The following is an 18,823-nucleotide window of genomic DNA, read 5'->3' on the forward strand; positions in this document are numbered from 1 at the left end:
AGTTTTATATGTTGGTCACGTTATTCTTTTACAGCACCCAGAACGATGCCTTTGACAAAATACTTCTGTAGAAAAGGGTACACAAGGATAATGGGCAGTGTGCTAATAAAAATTTGCGCAGCTTTGATACTCTGTTCTGACAACGCGGCTGCTTCTGATTGACTAAGTGCCATACTCTGCGCTGAACCTTGCACCACTACAGTCTGTAAGAATGAAGCTAACGGATAGTCCGTTGTATTCGACATATACAAAATCCCATCAAACCATGCGTTCCAGCTCCCCACCATGATAAACAATCCAACGGTTGCCAGACCGGGAAGGGAAAGCGGAAGATAGATTTTCCGGAAAATGACGAAGAACGAAGCCCCATCGATAAATGCCGCCTCTTCAAGCGCCTTAGGGATTGTTTTAAAGAAATTCATAATCAGAATCAAATTATAAGCTCCGAAGGCACCGGGAAGCACGAGCGACCAGATCGTGTCCTTGAGCCCAAGTTTCGTAACCAATATATAAGAAGGAATCAATCCACCGGAAAACAACATCGTGAATATAAAAATCCACATTAAAGCATTACGCCCACGGAAATCTTTGGACAAGGCATACCCCGCCGTTGTAATAATGAACATGCTGATTAACGTCCCCAGTACCGTCCGGACCACTGAGATTCTCATGGAGCCTGTAAAATTCGTGTTTTTAAAAGTTTTCACATAGGCTTCGATATTAAAGTCCACCGGCCAAAAGGATACCAAATTCCCATTTACCGCTGTCTTACTACTAAATGATTGTGCTAGCAAATGAAGCATAGGCAATAAACACGATAAGGCTACTAGAATCAGGAGGATATGATTGAAAATCGAAAATATCCTATATCCCTTGGATTTATAATACACTCCCATTCCTCCTAACAGTTTTGTAAGCTTAACAACTTCGACTTAAAATATTTTATAGTTAGCTACCTTGTAAGCAATTCGATAGGAAATTACGATTAATATGAAGCTGATGCCGGATTTAAACAATCCAACAGCGGTACCAAAACCGTATTGGCCATTTAATAAGGATGACCGGTAAACATAAGTATCGATGATATCCCCCGTACTATAGACGAGTGGATTATATAAGTTAAAGATTTGGTCAAATCCTGCATCCAGGATATTTCCAAGGCTTAACGTTGCAATTACGATGATCATCGGCATCATACTCGGTAAGGTAACATGTCTTATTTGTTGGCGGCGTGACGCGCCGTCGATCTCAGCTGCCTCATAATAAGAAGGGTCGATCCCTGTAATCACCGCTAAGTAGACAATCATGCCAAATCCGAAGTTTTTCCATAAATCACTGATGATGATCGTCGGTCTGAACAGCGTAGGATCGCCCAAAAAGAAAATCGGTTTCAGTCCGAGGAAATTCGTAAGAAAATGGTTTATGCCCCCATCCAGACCTAAGATATCAATCATGATTCCGGCAACGGTTACCCAAGAGAGAAAATGCGGTAAATAGACCAAGGTTTGAATACTCTTTTTAATCCCCATGTTTCTAATCTCGCTTAGCAGAATCGCCATAAAGATAGGAACAATAATTCCGACTATAATTTTGATTACAGCAATAATGAGGGTGTTGATAATGGATTGTGTTGCCTCTTTATATTGAAAGATTCTTGCGAAGTTATCCCAACCAATCCAAGTTGAACCTGTAATTCCAAGCCAGGGCTTGTAATCCTGAAAGGCCATCACTAATCCGACCATAGGACCGTAGGCAAAAATTAGAACGAATACCAAAGCTGGGATACATAAAACATACAATGGCCAATTTTTTCTGATTTCCTTTTTCCAAGGATTCTTTCTACTTTTTTTAACGTTGGCTTTCTCACTCCATTTGAGCTGGGTATTCATTATCTGTGCTATTGTGCTTACCCCCTTTTACATTCTTGGCTGCTAATTTCTTTCTGGTTTAATGTTAACAAAAGCGCTTTCATTCGAAAATGTCTCAAATTAAATATCATAACCATTCGCTAAACATCTTTATAAACGCTTTCATTTTGCGAGAGCTCTTCTCTTTTTCTTTTGGAATATATGGCTTATGATGAATTCACACGAGTCCTAGCGACAGGAGTAATGCTTATGATTAAAAAAGTAAATATGAAACGATTCATATATTTTTTCGTTTTTTTCCTTTTACTTACCTTAAGTTTGTTTTTCGTAATGAACTCCCTAGGTTCCAAAACCATTCAAGAGAGCTTGGTTAACTCCTCCAAAAATCAGCTAGCCTATACGGAAAGCATTCTGGATGGCATCATCTCTGAGGCAAGTTTGTATGGCATCCAATATACAGCCGACACCTCCGTACGTTTCTATCAAAGCAAAATACAAGAGATGAACAATTACGATGCCCAGATGAAAAAAAACGATATCTATGACCGCATATCAGCACCACTTCTCTCCAGTCAGGCGATTGAATCTATCGGTATCTACTGGAAATCGGATGGCACTTTTATTTTTACGGGTCATGATTCGCTTGCCAAACAGCCCTTTCAGAAGGTCACGCAGCGAGGCTGGCAGATTGTTAATAACAATTTGTATTATTTTTCAATCTATCCTTATATTCATGAACCTAAGAATCCTGCCAATATTCAGTACATCGTGGGCGTTAAGCTGAAAAAGGAGTATTTAACAAGTCTTTTAGAAAAAGCAGTGAGTGGCGGCGAGAGCTCCAATGCCTTTTTACTTGTGAACAAGAGTTTAATGATTAGCAATAAAGCGGTGGATATTCGAATCGAGGAAAAAGCCAAGGAGACGATAACACCCAATGCACATGAAATTTTAAAGTTTGACTATCATATCAACGATGACGATTATTATGTTTTATCAAAGTATATTGAGCCGATTGATACGTATCTTGTTACCTATACGCGAATGAGTGATTTTTTGAATCCGCTTAACCGGAATAAACAGGTGTTTTTTGTCAGCATCTTAATGATCTTGATCATTGGTCTTATCGTGATTTTTATGTTCTATCGAAACTATTATCGCAATGTATATCTGCTCGACAAGAAATTCTACCAAGTGGAACAAGGGAATTACAGCACCAGAATTAGTGAGAACCCGGACAATCAATTTTATAGTCTATTTAAAAGCTTTAACCACATGGTCGCCAAAATACAGGCTTTATTCGCTTCATTAAAAATAGAAACCGAGCTGCGCAGAAACGCCGAAGTGAAACAGCTACAGGCTCAGATCAATCCACATTTTCTTTACAATAATCTGTTTTTCATTATGGCTGTGGCAAAAACTTCACCGGAAGCCGTAATGCAGATGAGCAAGCATTTAGCAGAGTACTATCGTTATTTAACAAAAATGAATTCAGATAATGTTACGTTGGCTTCTGAATTGCAGCTTGCCGATCATTTTTTATCCATCATGTCACTTTCCAAAAAAATAATTTATGAAATCAACCTGCCCCCTGAACTGGGAGAGCATCTGATTATGCCACTGATTATCCAGCCTATGGTCGAGAACGCAATCCAGCATGGGATTGAAGAACAGCAAGGGGCTTATCGCGTTACTATAGATGTAAAAGAACTTGATACTGGAGCGTTAATTATTGTAGCCGATGACGGTAAGGGGCTATCTAATGAGGAAATACACCAGCTAATGGCCAGACTTGAGAATGAATCCCCTCCTGAAGGATCAAGAGGAATTGGTCTTTGGAACATTCATCATCGCCTCAAAAATGCGTATGGTGAATTAAGCGGACTGCGGTTCTTCATCAATGACTGGGGTGGTTTATCCGTGCTGGCATTCATAGATTTCTCGCTGGATGAAGGAGGACAATATGCGATTATTGATAGTTGATGACGGACATTACATCGTTGAATATTTAAAACACCTGCTGGATTGGAGCAAATTTGGAATTGAGCATATTGAGACGACAACAAATTCGATTGAAGCCAAGGAGCTATTGAATCAGAATCATATAGATATCCTTATTACAGATATTCGTATGCCCGAGGTATCCGGCATTGATTTGCTGCATCATGTTCATGAGAAAAAGCTCAATACCAAGGTAATTTTCCTTTCCGGTTATTCTCAATTTGATTATGCACAACAAGCCATTCGTTTGGGTGCACTCGATTATTTACTCAAGCCGGTAGATAAAGAGGATATGGAAAAAGCCATGACTCAAGTTATTAAGAGTATCGCTGAGAACCCCCCAAAAACCCCAGTGGCAGAGAAAAAGATAGATGGGCTAGGTTACATGCTTTCTGTTATTAGCGGACCTTCCCCACTACGTTATGATCACAGCACACTCGATACTGCTTTACGGAATGAGCACTTTTGCTTTTTTCACGTCTCAGGGGCTAGAGGGAAAGATGAAATGATGTTAAAAGATCATAATGGTGGACGGGACTTTATTTGGATCACTCCATCAGCCATTACTGGAATTATTCCAGAATCCAATACCGAAACTGTGGCAAGCAGCGTCGATTCCATTTCTTTTTCTGAGCCGTTTGAATTTTCTCAAAAGCATGCTGTTCGGCATATTTTTTATCATTTCTTTTTTAATGAAAATATTGGGACCAGTGACTTTACTATGCTGAGTGCCTCTAGTGCTCTCCCTAAATTAGAGCTTGGAGAATGGGAACAAACCAGAAAAAACATTTTAAAAAACTTTGCCAAGCTCACTGTCAAAAAACAAAAGCTCCTCTACCTGCTCGAATTCATTAATTTGCTGTATTCCACAACCGATAAAATCCAATCAGCTGAGGTCGCAGACTGGATTTTCAATCAATTATCAGAGCCAAATACGGCTCTTCAATCCATCTTGCAGAGCCTCACCCAATTAGATAGAAACGCTAAATTTTCCAATCAAAACATTGTTCATACCATTCAAGCCTATATCTCCAATCATATTAGTGATTGCTTGAGCCTGGAGGACTTAGGGAAAATTGTTCACCTACATCCTGTTTACCTGTCCAAATTTTATAAGCAGGAGACGGGCGAAAATTTATCGAGCTACATTTCTTCTAAACGCTTGGAAAAGGCCTCCAAGTTATTAATCGATTCCAACTTACATGTGCTCGATATTTCACATCTAGTCGGCTACAAAAAGCCACAATATTTCATTAAGCTGTTCAAAGATCAGTATGGCATTACGCCTTATCAATATCGAAGACAGCAGATTAAATGAAACAAAAATTGAACAGATCAACAAAAAAGTTTACACTTTGAATGAAGTAACGTACCACGGAAAGGAAACCTGCTAATGTTGCGCTCCTCCTACACCATTCGCTCGGAAGAACAAGCTTCTATGCTTCTGTTTGATTCTATTGGCTGGGAACAAGCCGAGACTCCGGCATATTCATTCAACGGCCAGAACCGGACGGAGAGAAGTTGTGTTATTTTTCAGTACACCTTATCTGGAGAGGGTAGAATTGAAATAGACGGGGTTGTTCACCCATTAACGAAGGGCAAAGCTTTCCTAGTGACTGTCCCCAGTATACACAGATATTATTATCCGGAGGAAGGTACAGAGCCCTGGGAATTCATTTGGCTGAATGTACGAGGACCTCTAGCTATTTCACTCTGGAACCAACTGATCGCACATGGCGGTCCTATTATAGAACTCCCTCAGGAATCGGTTCCGATGGATTTATTGTGGAGTATGTTCAAGGACATCCAGGTTGATGAAGAAAGAGATTTGCATTTTCTAACGGGGAAAGCCTTTCAGTGGATATTGTCCATGGAGAAATACCTCAAGAAACCAAGTTTGTTAACCACCTATATAAAAAATGACAAACTCCATGCCGCTATACAATTCATGAAAAATGATCTGCACAATAATAACCTTAGCTTAGACGATGTCGCCGCACATGTTGGAATTTCTAAACATCATCTTTGCAGGCTATTTCAAAAAAACATCAATCTCTCGCCCTTTGAGTATTTAAGAAGGAGACGGATCGAGCTGGCAGCATCTATGCTGAAAACAACAGATCAGACGATCTACCAGATCGCTGTGGACACCGGGTTTGACAATGCCAGCTATTTCGGCAAAGTCTTTCGTTCCTACTTTGGAGTTAGCCCCTCCACTTACCGCGAGCAGGACCTAGAGTTCCTGTCCAAACATGTGTTTTTTGAAAATTGATGTTGCTAGGCATATCTATTAGGCTTCGATAGAGCTGAGTGGCAGGTGTGGCAGACGTGGCAGGCGTGGCAGGCGTGGGGTGCTAATTCGGGGCCGGTGGATGCAAGTAGTAACCATTCAGATCTGGTGGTGCCAACTCACAACCCCCCTCCGCCGCTTTCGGACCCCAATGACGCTATTTGCCAATTTTTCGTCTTTTGAGCACAGTTTCGGACTCCAGTGCAGCTATTCCTTCGAAAGAGGTGCATATTAGGTACTTTTCGAGCCAATAGCGACTATGCGGTCCGATAAAATTCCAAATGTGTGAAAAGACTGCGATTAGCGGCATTTGAGTCCGATAGCACTGTGTTGGATGGGTGAGCAACTTGCAAGGCGCACTAATTGGCGTCCAGCGGCCCACGGCTAAGGAAGCAACTTGCTAAACACCCTAATTCGCGTACGGCAGCCCCCGCCTAGGTAAACATCCTGCTAAACACCTTAATTCGCATACGAAAGCACCGAGTCACCCCCTCTACCGCGCTTTCGGACCCAGATGACGCTATTTGCCAGTTTTTCGTCTTTTGAGCACAGTTTCGGACTCCAGTGCAGCTATTCCTTCGAAAGAGGTGCATATTAGGTACTTTTCGAGCCAATAGCGACTATGCGGTCCGATAAAACTCCAAATGTGTGAAAAGACTGCGATTAGCGGCATTTGAGTCCGATAGCACTGTGTTGGACGGGTATGCAACTTGCATGTCGTACTAATTCGCGTACGGCAGCCCACGCCTAGGTAAACATCCTGCTAAACCCCCAAAATCGCGTACGAAAGCACTGAGTCACCCCTCTACCGCCGCTTTCGGACCCCAATGACGCTATTTGCCAATTTTTCGTCTTTTGAGCACAGTTTCGGACTCCAGTGCAGCTATTCCTCCGAAAGAGGTGCATATTAGGTACTTTTAGAGTCAATAGCGACTATGCGGTCCGATAAAACTCCAAATGTGTGAAAAGCGAGCGGTTAGCGGTATTTGAGTCCGATAGCACCGTGTTGGCTGGGGAAGCAACTTACATGTCGTACTAATTGGCGGCCCACGGCTAAGGAAGCAACTTGATAAACACCCTAATTCGCGTACAGCAGCACCGAGTGATAACCATCCACCGCCGCTTTCGGACCCCAATGACGCTATTTGCTAATTTTTCGTCTTTTGAGTACTGTTTCGGACTCCAGTGCAGCTATTCCTTCGAAAAAGGTGCATATTAGGTACTTTTCGAGCCAATAGCGACTATGCGGTCCGATAAAACTCCAAATGTGTGAAAAGACTGCGATTAGCGGCATTTGAGTCCGATAGCACTGTGTTGGATGGGTGAGCAACTTGCAAGGCGCACTAATTGGCGTCCAGCGGCCCACGGCTAAGGAAGCAACTTGCTAAACACCCTAATTCGCGTGCGGCAGCCCCCGCCTAGGTAAACATCCTGCTAAACACCCAAATTCGCGTACGAAAGCACCGAGTCCCCCTTCCCCCGCCGCTTTCGGACTTAGATGACGCTATTTGCTAATTTTTCGTCTTTTGAGCACAATTTCGGACTCCAGTGCAACTATTCCTCCGAAAGAGGTGCATATTAGGTACTTTTCGAGCCAATAGCGACTATGCGGTCCGATAAAACTCTAAATGTGTGAAAAGACTGCGATTAGCGGCATTGAGTCCGATAGCACCGTGTTGGCTGGGTAAGCAACTTGCAAGGCGCACCAATTCGCGTACGCTAGCCCACGGCTAGGGAAGAAACTTGCTAAACACCCTAATTCGCGTACGGCAGCCCCCGCCTAGGTAAACATCCTGCTAAACACCCAAAATCGCGTACGAAAGCACCGAGTCACCCCCTCTACCGCCGCTTTCGGATCCCAATGACGCTATTTGCTAATTTTTCGTCTTTTGAGTACTGTTTCGGACTCCAGTGCAGCTATTCCTTCGAAAAAGGTGCATATTAGGTACTTTTCGAGCCAATAGCGACTATGCGGTCCGATAAAACTCCAAATGTGTGAAAAGACTGCGATTAGCGGCCACTGAGTCCGATAGCACTGTGTTGGCTGAGTAAGTAACTTGCATGGTGCACCAATTTGAGCCCGCCGACTTCGAGTTATAAACACTCAACTCCAGTGGCGTCAGGCTACTTGCAAGGCGCACTAATTCGCGTACGGCAGCACCTGGCTAGCAAAGCATCTTGCTAAACACCCTTATTCGAGCCCGCTATCCGCGGCTAAGGCTAGGTAAACATTCTGCTAAACACCCCATCCAATAACAGCTTCGGGCGCGCAGCTAGTCACAAAAGAACTCAAAAAAGGAGAAAAAAAGGAAGGTGCTCAGCAGCCAATGGCTTTTGGGGCACCCTCCTTTTTTGATTAAACTTCTCTAAGCACGAAAAGTAGGCTTCTGAAATCGCCCTCAAGCTGTGGAAGCGTGAGTCCGAAGTGCATCAGCTCATCCCCTCTGTATACTCCGCCGTTAAGCTCAAGCTTATACGATTTCGCAGGGTCGAGTCCTTTCAGACGCAATCTGCGCAACGGTGGATTAGGCCCGGCCAAAACTTGGAAGTAGGTGGCGAAGGCTTCTTTTTTATCAGCAGAAACAAACATCCATGCCGTCTCGTTTCCTTCAAAAGGACTAAGCAGTCGATAGAAATCACCGTACTGAATCAGCATTCTCAGTTCCTTGTACTCTGAAACCTGCTTGCGGATATCCTCGCGCTCAGCTTCAGTAAGCTTGGTCAAATCCAGCTCGTAGCCGAAATTACCCGACATCGCGACATGACCACGTGTCTCCAAAGGTGTAATACGATGTACCTGATGGTTAGGAACAGCCGACACATGGGCACCCATTGAACTCGCAGGATACACCATACTTGTTCCATATTGGATCTTCAATCTTTCCACTGCATCCGTATCATCGCTAGTCCAGGTCTGTGGCATATAATACAGCATTCCCGGGTCAAATCGTCCGCCACCGCCGGAGCAGCTTTCGAACAAAATATGAGGGAAACGGGAAACGATACGTTCCAGCACATCATAAAGTCCAAGGATATAACGGTGTGCCGTTTCACGTTGACGTTCGGCTGGAAGAAGCGCTGATCCAATCTCCGTCATATTCCGGTTCATATCCCATTTCACATAAGTAATCGGAGCGGATGATAATACCGAGCTAACTGACTCGACGATATAATCACATACATCCTTACGGGATAAATCCAGCACTAGCTGCTGGCGGGCTAATGAACTTTTATGCCCAGGTACATGGAGACACCAGTCTGGATGTTCACGGTAAAGATCACTTTCAGGCGATACCATTTCTGGCTCGAACCATAATCCGAATTCCATGCCCATTGCCGTGATATCTTCGCCTAGCTTTCCAAGACCTTCAGGCAGCTTGCGACGATCCTCTACCCAATCTCCCAGGGAGCTGTCGTCGTTATCACGTTTGCCGAACCAGCCGTCATCCAGCACGAACAGCTCCAGGCCTAGCTCTTTTCCTGCTTTAGCAATTTCTTTGATTTTATCCGCATTAAAATTAAAATAAGTCGCTTCCCAGTTGTTGATCAGAATAGGACGCTTGCTATCGCGGAATTCACCTCTGCATAACCGGGTCCGATACAGACGGTGATAGGTTCTCGATAAACCGCCAAGCCCTTCACTGGATCTTACTAATACTGCTTCAGGTGCCTGAAAGGATTCGCCCGGTTCAAGCAACCACTGAAAATTGAAAGGTTGAATACCGATCCCTACTCTGGAAATTCCGTATTGATCCACTTCTGCTTGGGCGAGGAAACTCCCGCTATACACAAGGCTGAATCCATAAACTTCGCCATGGTCCTCTGTCGCATCTTTTGCAAGCAAGGCCATAAAAGGATTCTGCTGATGGCTACTGGAGCCGCGTTTGCTGTCAATCCGTTGGATGCCAGGAACGAGTGGTCTTTTGTGAATATGGCGTTCTCTAGTCCAAGTACCGGATAATTGCAGCATGTCATAGTCAGAATCATGGAAGTCAACATTCGCGCTTAATACTCTTTTCAAAACCAGATTGTCCTTACCCAGATTCTCAATCCGCACGGAACGTGTTATAACATCCTGATCGTTAAATACGGTATAGCTCAAGGCAGCGATCAATCCTGTTTTATCATCTTGCAGTATAATTTCCAAGGTCTCTGCTTCTTCATCACTTTCAACATAAGTAGCAGGCAGACCTTTGAGTGCAGGTTTTCCTTTATTAATGGTGTAGCTCTTATAACGGAAATCCGTTACGGTCGTGCCATCTACTAGGTGAACCTCCAGTGCCGGTTCGCGGAAATCCCCGTTTCCATAGGAAGGGAATTCGCTTGGCAAGGTGTCGAGGGAGATATTTTTATCCTCCTGCAAATAAGTTGGACTAAAAGAGCAACGTTCCACCAAATTCAACGGGTGTTGAAATTCTCTCCCTGCCAATTTTGGGCCCCAGTAGACATGCGCTGGAATAACACCTTTGATCATTTCAATAATATAGCTGGATTTCTCTGACTGTAAATGAAACACCTTGCGGTTGTCGTCATAATAAATACCCATAATATGTTTGCACTCTCCTTAAGGTAGCTCAATAGAACGTTTATTGTTTGTAGTTAATGCTTCTTCGAAGTCTATTTTAGAGTGAAATGGAAGGGTATACAATCTTAATATCTATACCTATTATAGTAAAATATTGATCTATCTATACACAGGATCTAAACCACTAGAATATATATCATCAAACTGTCATTTGGAGATTGGTAGCCTAGGATATAGTAGGAAAATAACCTTTTGCTTAAATATCAAAGACGGAACGTACAGTAAGCTGGGCACGCAGTTCCTCAGCCGTAGCTGGTTTGTCGAGATCTTTTTTGGCAACTGTAACGATTCTTGAAATGCCAGCTGACAGGTCGAAATAGTTATCACTGAAGATCGCATCTCTTTCCTTGAAATCAAGTCCAACGAAACGGGCATATGCTTTTGACTTCACAGTATTTTGAAAATTATTAATAAAGACCCTTTTGACCTTATGTAACGTGATGGAAATCACATGATTTAATGTAAAATAAATGAATAATTTAGAAATGAAATACAATTATCTTAATCGATGCATGATATGCTCTAGAAAGGGAGATAGGATTGAAGTTGGATTTGGAAGAGTTGAATGTGGATTCCTTGATTCAGATGCTTAAGGCATCATTTTCATTTGAGAATTGGGATGCCATGATTGAAATTGCAGACAAGCTACATGAACAAATTTCCATCATATATGAAAACAATAGTAACCTCATAAGAGGTCCTAAACTGAAGCGGAGTATCCCCTATTATTTTGGATATAGCTCCTGCGCAAAAGGTATAGCACTACAAAAGTCCGGTAAGTATGACGAGGCAAAACTATGTATTCAGAAGTATGCTGACCTGGGCTGGATAGTAGGTTTAGATGAAGAGGCCATTTATGAAGTCGAATATTACCGCAATATAGCAAAAGCCAATTCATACGTTATCGATCTGCTGGAAGGCAAAATGGGAGTGCTACATAAATACGTTGAGTTTATTAGAAAAAGTGATGATGAAGAATTATTGCCGGGACTCATTACAATCTTAGAATCTTCGATAATACATGATTATTCCGTTGATTGGATTCTGAAGGAATTCAAAATCAATGTTGATGACATAGGAGAACATGAGACTATTGTGAATATCAAATACCATGAGGATTACATTTATTTGCTGGCGATGTATTACTATAAACAAGAGAATATGTACGATACAATCAACACTATTCTAGAAATCTTGTTATTAAGCATCAAGCTAGACGATGATACAGGCTTCAAAAAATCAGCAGCGCTCTTTGAACTCCTTAGAGACCACGCCGATCAATCACAACTCAAAGTGCATCACAACATCATGAAAACAATAATCGAAAAAGAGTTTACCAGGTCCTTCAGCTCGCGAATCGAGTTCAGCAAAATACACAGTTAAGCATCACGGAGGTCGTCGTTGATCGGATTATAAAGTTGGTTATAAAAAGGAGTGGTTCTCCGGTTAATGGGGGGAATCACTCCTTTAGGGTGTATTGGTCCCGGTCCATACGGTGCATTCTGCGGGATTTATACCGTAGATTTCTCGTTATATGCTCGATCTGGTGACATTCGCTCGATTAGCTGCGTTCTAAGGCATTTATGCCTCTTTTTTCGCCACATTCGCTCGATCAGCTGCATTCTGCGGGTTTATACCACTCATTTCACCGCATTCGCTCGATCAGCTGCATTCTAAGGCATTTATGCCTCTCTTTTCACCACTTCCGCTCGATCCGCAACATTCTGCGGGATTTATCCCGTTCATTTCGCCACATTCGCTCGATCAGCTGCATTCTGCGGGATTTATACCGTTTATTTCACCGTATATGCTCGATCTGGTGACATTCGCTCGATCCGCCATATTCTAGGGCATTTATGCCTCTCTTTTCCCCACATTCGCTCGATTCGCCACATTCTAGGGCATTTTTGCCTCTCTTTTCCCCACATTCGCTCGATTCGCCACATTCTAGGGCATTTTTGCCTCTCTTTTCCCTGCATTCGCTCGATCCGCCACATTCTAAGGTATTTATGCCTCTCTTTTCACCACATTCGCCCGATCCGCCACATGCTAGGGCATTTATGCCTCTCTTTTCGCCACCTTCACTCGATCCGGTACATTCTGCGGGATTTATACTGTAGATTTCTCCGTATTCGCCCGATCAGCTACATTCTGCGGGATTTATACCGTAGATTTCTCCGTATTCGCCCGATCAGCTGCATTCTGCGGGATTTATACCGTTCCTTTCGCCACATTCGCTCGATCAGCTGCATTCTACGGGATTTATACCGCTCATTTCGCCACATTCGCTCGATCAGCTGCATTCTGCGGGATTTATCCCGTTTATTTCGCCACATCCGCTCGATCCGGTACATTCTGCGGGATTTATACTGTAGATTTCTCCGTATTCGCCCGATCAGCTACATTCTGCGGGATTTATACCGTAGATTTCTCCGTATTCGCCCGATCAGCCGCATTCTGCGGGATTTATACCGTAGAATTCTCCGTATATGCTCGATCCGTTGCATTCTACGGGATTTATCCCGTTCCTTTCGCCACATCCGCTCGATCCGGTACATTCTGCGGGATTTATCCCGTTCATTTCGCCACATTCGCTCGATCAGCTGCATTCTGCGGGATTTATCCCGTTCATTTCGCCACATCCGCTCGATCCGGTACATTCTGCGGGATTTATCCCGTTCATTTCCCCGCATCCGCCCGATCGACTGCATTCTGCGGGATTTATACCGTTCCTTTCGCCACATCCGCTCGATCCGGTACATTCTGCGGGATTTATCCCGTTCATTTCACCACATTTGCCCGATCAGCTGCATTCTGCGGGATTTATACCGTTCTTTTCGCCACATCCGCTCCATCCACCTCATTCTAAGGCATTTTTGCCTCTCTTTTTGCCACATTCGCTCCATCCGCCACAATCTAAGGCATTTATGCCTCTCTTTTCGCCACATCCGCTCCATCCGCCTCATTCTAGGGCATTTATGCCTCTCTTTTCACCACTTCCGCTCGATCCGCCTCATTCTAAGGCATTTTTGCCTCTCTTTCCGCTACATCCCCTCCATCCACCTCATTCTAAGACATTTTTGCCTCTCTTTTCGCCACTTCCACTCCATCCGCCACATTCTACGGTACAACTCCCGCTCCCTTTTCGCCGCTTCTGCTCCAGCCGAGGTCTATCTGCCCGCCCCAGCATAAAGTTTTTTCACTCCCCCTCAGAACCTCGCTTAATAAAATCACTTAATAAACTTGAACCCATTAAGATTCAATAAATATCCGCTAGAGCCGGTAAATTTTAGATATACATTATGCGTGCCGGTGGCGCCGCTGATTGCACATGTTTTAGTCACCCAGGTCTGCCAGCCGCCTGTTCCCGCTACCGGACAAGTTCCAACCAGAGTTCCAGTTGAGCTGTCCAGTCTAATTTCGATAGTTCCTCCAGATGTACCGCTCGCTACTCTTGCTTCGAAACTTGTGGGTCCGACGCTTCCAAAGTTAACATTATTAAACGCGATATAATCGCCATTCTCTATATAGCCGACATTCTGACCGCCTTCGGAACTCGCTTCATTTTTCACACCAGACATGCTGGTATAACGTTCTGCTTCGATCGTCGAATAGGCATCATAATAATTTGTTTTTAACCACTCCGCAGTGTTCCAAGAAACTTTTGAGACCCCGGCATATTGATTTACTGTGGAGACAACGCCAGATAGAGGAACTGTTTTATAAGCATAAGGCAATTGCTCGTTATACCCATAAGTGAATGTAAAAGGTGTAGATGGCGGGTTTGATTTACTCATATTTTCAATTCCGACTATTGATGATGACCAAGCCCACTGGCCAATGATTGCTTTGTTATTCCAATTCATTCCGTTAGTAAAGGCATTAACGCCATTATTATCCCAGCTGCTGCCTATATAGGTTGTTCCGCTACTAGTTGTTACTGTAGAATTTACAATTAAACTATGGTTCATCGCATCCTTAAACAATACGTCAAAAGGAGCATTCATATTAGCGGTATCATCCCCTTGACGCTCCGCACCAATCAGCGGTTCATTAAAAGCATTATAGACATTGGTGTCCCCCGCTATAGAAGCTCCATTTCTGGCGTTCATTCCACGCGATAATTTATCATGGCCGTATTTGGAGATTGCAGTAACGCTGTCGAGTACATTCTGATGTGTAGAGTTATCAAAAGAATTATTAAATAGATGCCCGACTCCTTGACGAATCATTGGCAGACGCGATCCAACATTTGTATAACGATTGTATGCTAAAGTTAAGCGAAGTCTTTGATTTCCATCTTTAATTTCCACACCGTTAGAACCCACATAATTCGTATAATCCTTGTCACCCGATCCTACCAAATGAACTTTGGAGTGATAGGCGGCATAAGCCATAATTTGATTTTTGGTAGCCCCTTCGTTACGCATTTTATAATAAAGGCTGGTGGAGGAGTTCAGTGATCCTGTTGCATATTTTTGCTCCATATATTCAATTGACTTATAAATAGAGCTACTAGTCGCTGGATTTTGAGCTGCCGCTAGACCAAATTCGTTCCAAGAATAAGTTACATTCGTTGAACCATTTTCCATATCAATCATTCCATCCGCGGCTATCGAAAACTTACAGTGGTCTATCCATACATTGTTTGCGCCATTTACCTTGATAAAAGTCCAGCCTACCTCTTTGTGCTCACCTGTATCATCCCATTGCCACATTTCATCAAAATTGAGATTTCTAATGACAATATCATTCACTGAGCTCTGCAATTTTAATTCTGCGTGTTTAATAGTTTTACCTGAAGCTGAAAAAACCGTTAATCCATCAATATTGGCTATGCTTAATTTGGATACACCGGAGGTTATTAAGAGTGGGTTCGTGAATCCGTTTGATGGATCAGGATATTTTGTAACAAAGCTATATTTTGAAATTTCAGTAGAATTTAGTGCTAATTCAGTCCACCCTAAGTTTAGATTATCTGTAACTTCAATAACTTTTACAGCACCACTGCCTGCATCCAAGATTGCTTGTAAAAACTCTCGGCCACTGCTGACCGTTCGATAATATGAGGTACCTGCATAACTGCTTCTATCTTTTACACCTAATGATGCAAAACCAGGAACTGATAAAAAACTGCTGTCATAACCCTGCTCAACCTTAGACGCGTTAGGAATTGTATTTACCGCTGCCGCCTCTGCTTTGCCTGCTAGATTAGAACAAGTTAAAGTCACCAATAAACTTCCCAGCATTAAACTACGTAGCACTTTTTTAATCATTTGATCCGATCCCTCCTACTTATTTTAGTGAAACGACCCTACCTGAATGATCACCCCCTTTAATGAAAGCGCATCCAATTATGATATAAAAAGATCCCCTCCGATTGACTGTGATTAGACTCATCTACCATGAGGTCTGTTTCCACTGCCTACCTGAGGGGAATCCTACAAAACCATTCCTTGTTGCCATACAATTCTATCTATACTAAATTTGGATCGATCATTCGCAGCGTTCCGTCCGCATTATACTTTAATTCAGTAACCTTCACACAGCGCTTATGGCTCACACCGTCCGACAAAGAACTATCATGATAAAATAGATACCATTTGTCCCGAAAGTTCACGATGGAATGATGCGTTGTCCATCCGATCACCGGGGTCAGAAGTGTGCCTTGAAACGTAAAGGGTCCCAGCGGATTGTCTCCAATGGCGTAGACGATTTTATGTGTGTTCCCTGTAGAATAACTGAGGTAGTATTTCCCCTCGTATTTATGCATCCAAGGACCTTCAAAAAATCTTCTTTCTTCATCGCCTGCCAGAATAGGACGTCCTTCAGTATCAATGATGGAGATTTCCATTAATTTGTCCTGAAAGGACAACATATCCTTGCTTAGCTTTGCCACGCGAGGTCCCAATGCAGGTTCGTGTGGAGCCGGCCCTGTGCCATCAGGCATGTAGGTATCCGTACTCCACTTCTCCAGCTGCCCCCCGCGAAGCCCTCCTAAGATCAGATAAACCTCGTCGTCATCGTCGTTGAATACGGCCGGATCAATGCTGAAGCTTCCCTCCATGTAATCCGCCTCCGGCGTAAAAGGTCCCGCCGGTGAATCCGCTGTCGCCACACCAATCCGAAACACCCCGCTGAGATCCCGCGCCGGAAAATAAAGATAATATTTGCCGTTTCGGAAGCCAGCGTCTGGAGCCCACATTTGCTTGGATACCCACGGGACATCCTTCATATGGAGTATTTCACCATCGTCTACGAATTCTGCTGACCTATCATCCATAGTTAGAACATGGTAATCCTCCATAGCATAATGATCTCCATCTAAGTTGTTGGGAACGCTGATTTCAAGATCGTGAGACACATAAATATATAGTTTATCCTCAAAAACATGAGCCGACGGATCAGCAGTGTAAATATGTTTTACCAGAGGCTCATTTCGCTTCGAAACATTCAGCATAAGCTTCTCCTTTGTTTTGGGGTTATTCGGTTACTTGGTTATTCACTTACTTGGTGATTCGGAACCAACCGATATCAAGATATCCTCCATTGCCGGAACCTACGGCAAATAGACCTGTCTTAGCTCCCACCCAATGTCCTTCTATAGCTTGAAATGACTCTACAGGTACGGAAGTGAAGTCTGTACCCTCCAAGCTGTAGCCGAAATGGCAAGTCGCATCCTCTAATACCTCGACCCGCAGGAAGAGATTATCCGTGTCTATCAAAGGATATGACCACATTTCTGTCTCTCCCGTATCATCTCCTTGCATAAGCGATAGGGCTAGCATCCCCTTCAGTTCTTGATCCTCTAATCTTCGTACCACCAAGCAACAATAACGATAACCAAAAATCATCAAACCTCCGGACTCCCCTATTCCCAGGCCCGAAGGGTCAACCTTGCAGGCTGCTGTAAACGAAAGTGCTGGGAATTTCTGCAGCAAGAGCTGCGGACTATGGTATAGCCCTTTGTTGTCTACGGGTTTATGTTCAGCATTTAACCGAAGATAGCTCTCTCTTGCCTCGAGACTATACCAAGACGATTTGGGGTTAGACTGCCACTGCCACTGCAATCCAAGCGTTGAAGACTCGAAATCGTCAGAAGTTGCAGGCACTGACACTGCGTATGCCTTCCCGACCTCAGGCTTTCGGTAACGTATCACTGGCACTCCAGCTCCATCGCTTGCTTGAAGCTCTCCCATCAAAGGCCAGTCATCTACCCAACTGACCGGCTGCAAATGAACGACCCGGCCATAAGGTCCTTTATCCTGGAAATGGATAAACCACGATTCGCCCGAATCCAGCTCCACTAGTCCGCCTTGATGCGGGCCGTTTACTGAGGTCTGCCCTTGTTGCAGAACGATTCGGTCCTCGTAAGGGCCCCAGATGTTTCGGGAACGGAACACTGTCTGCCATCCGGTTGCCACGCCCCCTGCCGGAGCAAGGATATAATAATATCCGTTGCGCTGGTATAACTTTGGTCCTTCCAGAGTCGGATGATTTTCGGTTCCATCATAGATAATCCGGCCTTCGTCCAGCAGCCCTTTACCGTCAGCGGACATTCGGCACAGCCGCAGCTTGTGCTTAATGCCGCTGCGGCTCTTCGCATAGGCATGAATCAAATACGCCTGTCCGTCCTCGTCCCAGAAGGGACAAGCATCAATTAAGCCTTTGCCTGCCTGAACCAGATGCAGTGGCGTCCATTCTCCGGCAGGGTCCACCGCCGAAGTCATCATGATGCCGACATCTGGATCGCCATAGAAGATCCAGAACTTCCCGCCATGGAATCTCAGGCTAGGTGCCCAAATGCCATTGCCATGCTGCGGACGGTCATATCCCTCCAAGTTCATCTCCAGCACAGCATGATTGATGATTGCCCAATTGACTAAGTCCTTCGAATGCAGGATCGGCAATCCGGGAATGTGCCCGAAGCTAGAAGCGGTCATATAAAAGTCATCACCGACGCGAATTACGTCCGGGTCCGAATAGTCCGCATGCAGGATTGGATTGATATAAGTTCCGTCTCCCTGATCTGAAATCCAAGGCTCTGCGTATTCTCCAAGATTCATGTAGTAATCCTCCCCA

12 protein-coding genes are annotated in these 18,823 nt (G+C 44.0%); 4 read left to right on the forward strand and 8 right to left on the reverse strand.

All coding sequences use genetic code 11. The features are described 5' to 3' along the window. Nucleotides 1–20 precede the first annotated feature (20 nt). On the reverse strand, nt 21–896 hold the full coding sequence (locus MHI32_RS22660; protein ID WP_036683169.1) for a carbohydrate ABC transporter permease: 876 nt from the start codon (nt 894–896) through the stop codon (nt 21–23). Nucleotides 897–932: 36 nt separating this feature from the next. Continuing rightward, entirely contained in the window at nt 933–1,889 is a 957-nt protein-coding gene (locus tag MHI32_RS22665) for an ABC transporter permease subunit (RefSeq protein WP_340010933.1), read from the reverse strand. Nucleotides 1,890–2,117: 228 nt separating this feature from the next. On the opposite strand from MHI32_RS22665, the gene MHI32_RS22670 reads away from it, so the two are divergent. The 3 genes from MHI32_RS22670 to MHI32_RS22680 all read left to right on the forward strand — a co-directional run bounded on the left by MHI32_RS22670 (nt 2,118) and on the right by MHI32_RS22680 (nt 6,138). Then, on the forward strand, nt 2,118–3,848 hold the full coding sequence (locus MHI32_RS22670; RefSeq protein WP_340010935.1) for a histidine kinase: 1,731 nt from the start codon (nt 2,118–2,120) through the stop codon (nt 3,846–3,848). Beyond that, a complete protein-coding gene (locus tag MHI32_RS22675; protein WP_076281323.1) occupies nt 3,829–5,184 on the forward strand; it encodes a response regulator in 1,356 nt (451 codons plus the stop codon). Before MHI32_RS22670 ends, MHI32_RS22675 begins: the two co-directional genes overlap by 20 nt. 75 nt (nt 5,185–5,259) lie before the next feature. After that, entirely contained in the window at nt 5,260–6,138 is an 879-nt protein-coding gene (locus MHI32_RS22680) for an AraC family transcriptional regulator (RefSeq protein ID WP_076130289.1), read from the forward strand. A 2,374-nt stretch (nt 6,139–8,512) separates the two neighbouring features. Here MHI32_RS22680 and MHI32_RS22685 read toward each other — a convergent pair. After that, the gene (locus MHI32_RS22685) at nt 8,513–10,702 is read right to left on the reverse strand and encodes an alpha-galactosidase (protein ID WP_076304597.1); all 2,190 of its coding nucleotides are present in this window, start codon (nt 10,700–10,702) and stop codon (nt 8,513–8,515) included. Between the two features lie 235 nt (nt 10,703–10,937). Further along, the gene (locus MHI32_RS22690; protein WP_256716530.1) at nt 10,938–11,192 is read right to left on the reverse strand and encodes a glycoside hydrolase family 2 protein; all 255 of its coding nucleotides are present in this window, start codon (nt 11,190–11,192) and stop codon (nt 10,938–10,940) included. An 89-nt stretch (nt 11,193–11,281) separates the two neighbouring features. On the opposite strand from MHI32_RS22690, the gene MHI32_RS22695 reads away from it, so the two are divergent. Continuing rightward, entirely contained in the window at nt 11,282–12,124 is an 843-nt protein-coding gene (locus tag MHI32_RS22695) for a hypothetical protein (protein WP_076128919.1), read from the forward strand. A 1,016-nt stretch (nt 12,125–13,140) separates the two neighbouring features. On the opposite strand, the gene MHI32_RS22700 is transcribed toward MHI32_RS22695, so the two are convergent. From MHI32_RS22700 to MHI32_RS22715, 4 genes are all read right to left on the reverse strand, one after another. Beyond that, nucleotides 13,141–13,503 carry a hypothetical protein gene (locus MHI32_RS22700; RefSeq protein WP_340010938.1) on the reverse strand — a complete coding sequence of 121 codons (363 nt, stop codon included), beginning with the start codon at nt 13,501–13,503 and terminating at the stop codon, nt 13,141–13,143. Between the two features lie 468 nt (nt 13,504–13,971). Next, nucleotides 13,972–16,017 carry a carbohydrate-binding protein gene (locus MHI32_RS22705; RefSeq protein WP_340010940.1) on the reverse strand — a complete coding sequence of 682 codons (2,046 nt, stop codon included), beginning with the start codon at nt 16,015–16,017 and terminating at the stop codon, nt 13,972–13,974. A 200-nt stretch (nt 16,018–16,217) separates the two neighbouring features. Beyond that, nucleotides 16,218–17,201 carry a glycoside hydrolase family 43 protein gene (locus MHI32_RS22710; RefSeq protein WP_076276793.1) on the reverse strand — a complete coding sequence of 328 codons (984 nt, stop codon included), beginning with the start codon at nt 17,199–17,201 and terminating at the stop codon, nt 16,218–16,220. Nucleotides 17,202–17,247: 46 nt separating this feature from the next. Further along, a complete protein-coding gene (locus MHI32_RS22715; protein ID WP_340010941.1) occupies nt 17,248–18,807 on the reverse strand; it encodes a glycoside hydrolase 43 family protein in 1,560 nt (519 codons plus the stop codon). Between the last annotated feature and the right edge of the window lie 16 nt (nt 18,808–18,823).

The organism is Paenibacillus sp. FSL H7-0690 (assembly GCF_037980415.1).
Taxonomy (GTDB): domain Bacteria; phylum Bacillota; class Bacilli; order Paenibacillales; family Paenibacillaceae; genus Paenibacillus_AQ; species Paenibacillus_AQ odorifer.

Coding starts and splice junctions, on each gene's coding strand:
- MHI32_RS22680 (WP_076130289.1), top strand. CDS start 5,260: ATGTTGCGCTCCTCCTACACCATTCGCTCGGAAGAACAAGCTTCTATG.
- MHI32_RS22675 (WP_076281323.1), top strand. CDS start 3,829: ATGCGATTATTGATAGTTGATGACGGACATTACATCGTTGAATATTTA.
- MHI32_RS22670 (WP_340010935.1), top strand. CDS start 2,118: ATGATTAAAAAAGTAAATATGAAACGATTCATATATTTTTTCGTTTTT.
- MHI32_RS22685 (WP_076304597.1), bottom strand. CDS start 10,702: ATGGGTATTTATTATGACGACAACCGCAAGGTGTTTCATTTACAGTCA.
- MHI32_RS22705 (WP_340010940.1), bottom strand. CDS start 16,017: ATGATTAAAAAAGTGCTACGTAGTTTAATGCTGGGAAGTTTATTGGTG.
- MHI32_RS22665 (WP_340010933.1), bottom strand. CDS start 1,889: ATGAATACCCAGCTCAAATGGAGTGAGAAAGCCAACGTTAAAAAAAGT.
- MHI32_RS22660 (WP_036683169.1), bottom strand. CDS start 896: ATGGGAGTGTATTATAAATCCAAGGGATATAGGATATTTTCGATTTTC.
- MHI32_RS22710 (WP_076276793.1), bottom strand. CDS start 17,201: ATGCTGAATGTTTCGAAGCGAAATGAGCCTCTGGTAAAACATATTTAC.
- MHI32_RS22715 (WP_340010941.1), bottom strand. CDS start 18,807: ATGAATCTTGGAGAATACGCAGAGCCTTGGATTTCAGATCAGGGAGAC.
- MHI32_RS22700 (WP_340010938.1), bottom strand. CDS start 13,503: ATGTACCGGATCGAGCGGATGTGGCGAAAGGAACGGTATAAATCCCGC.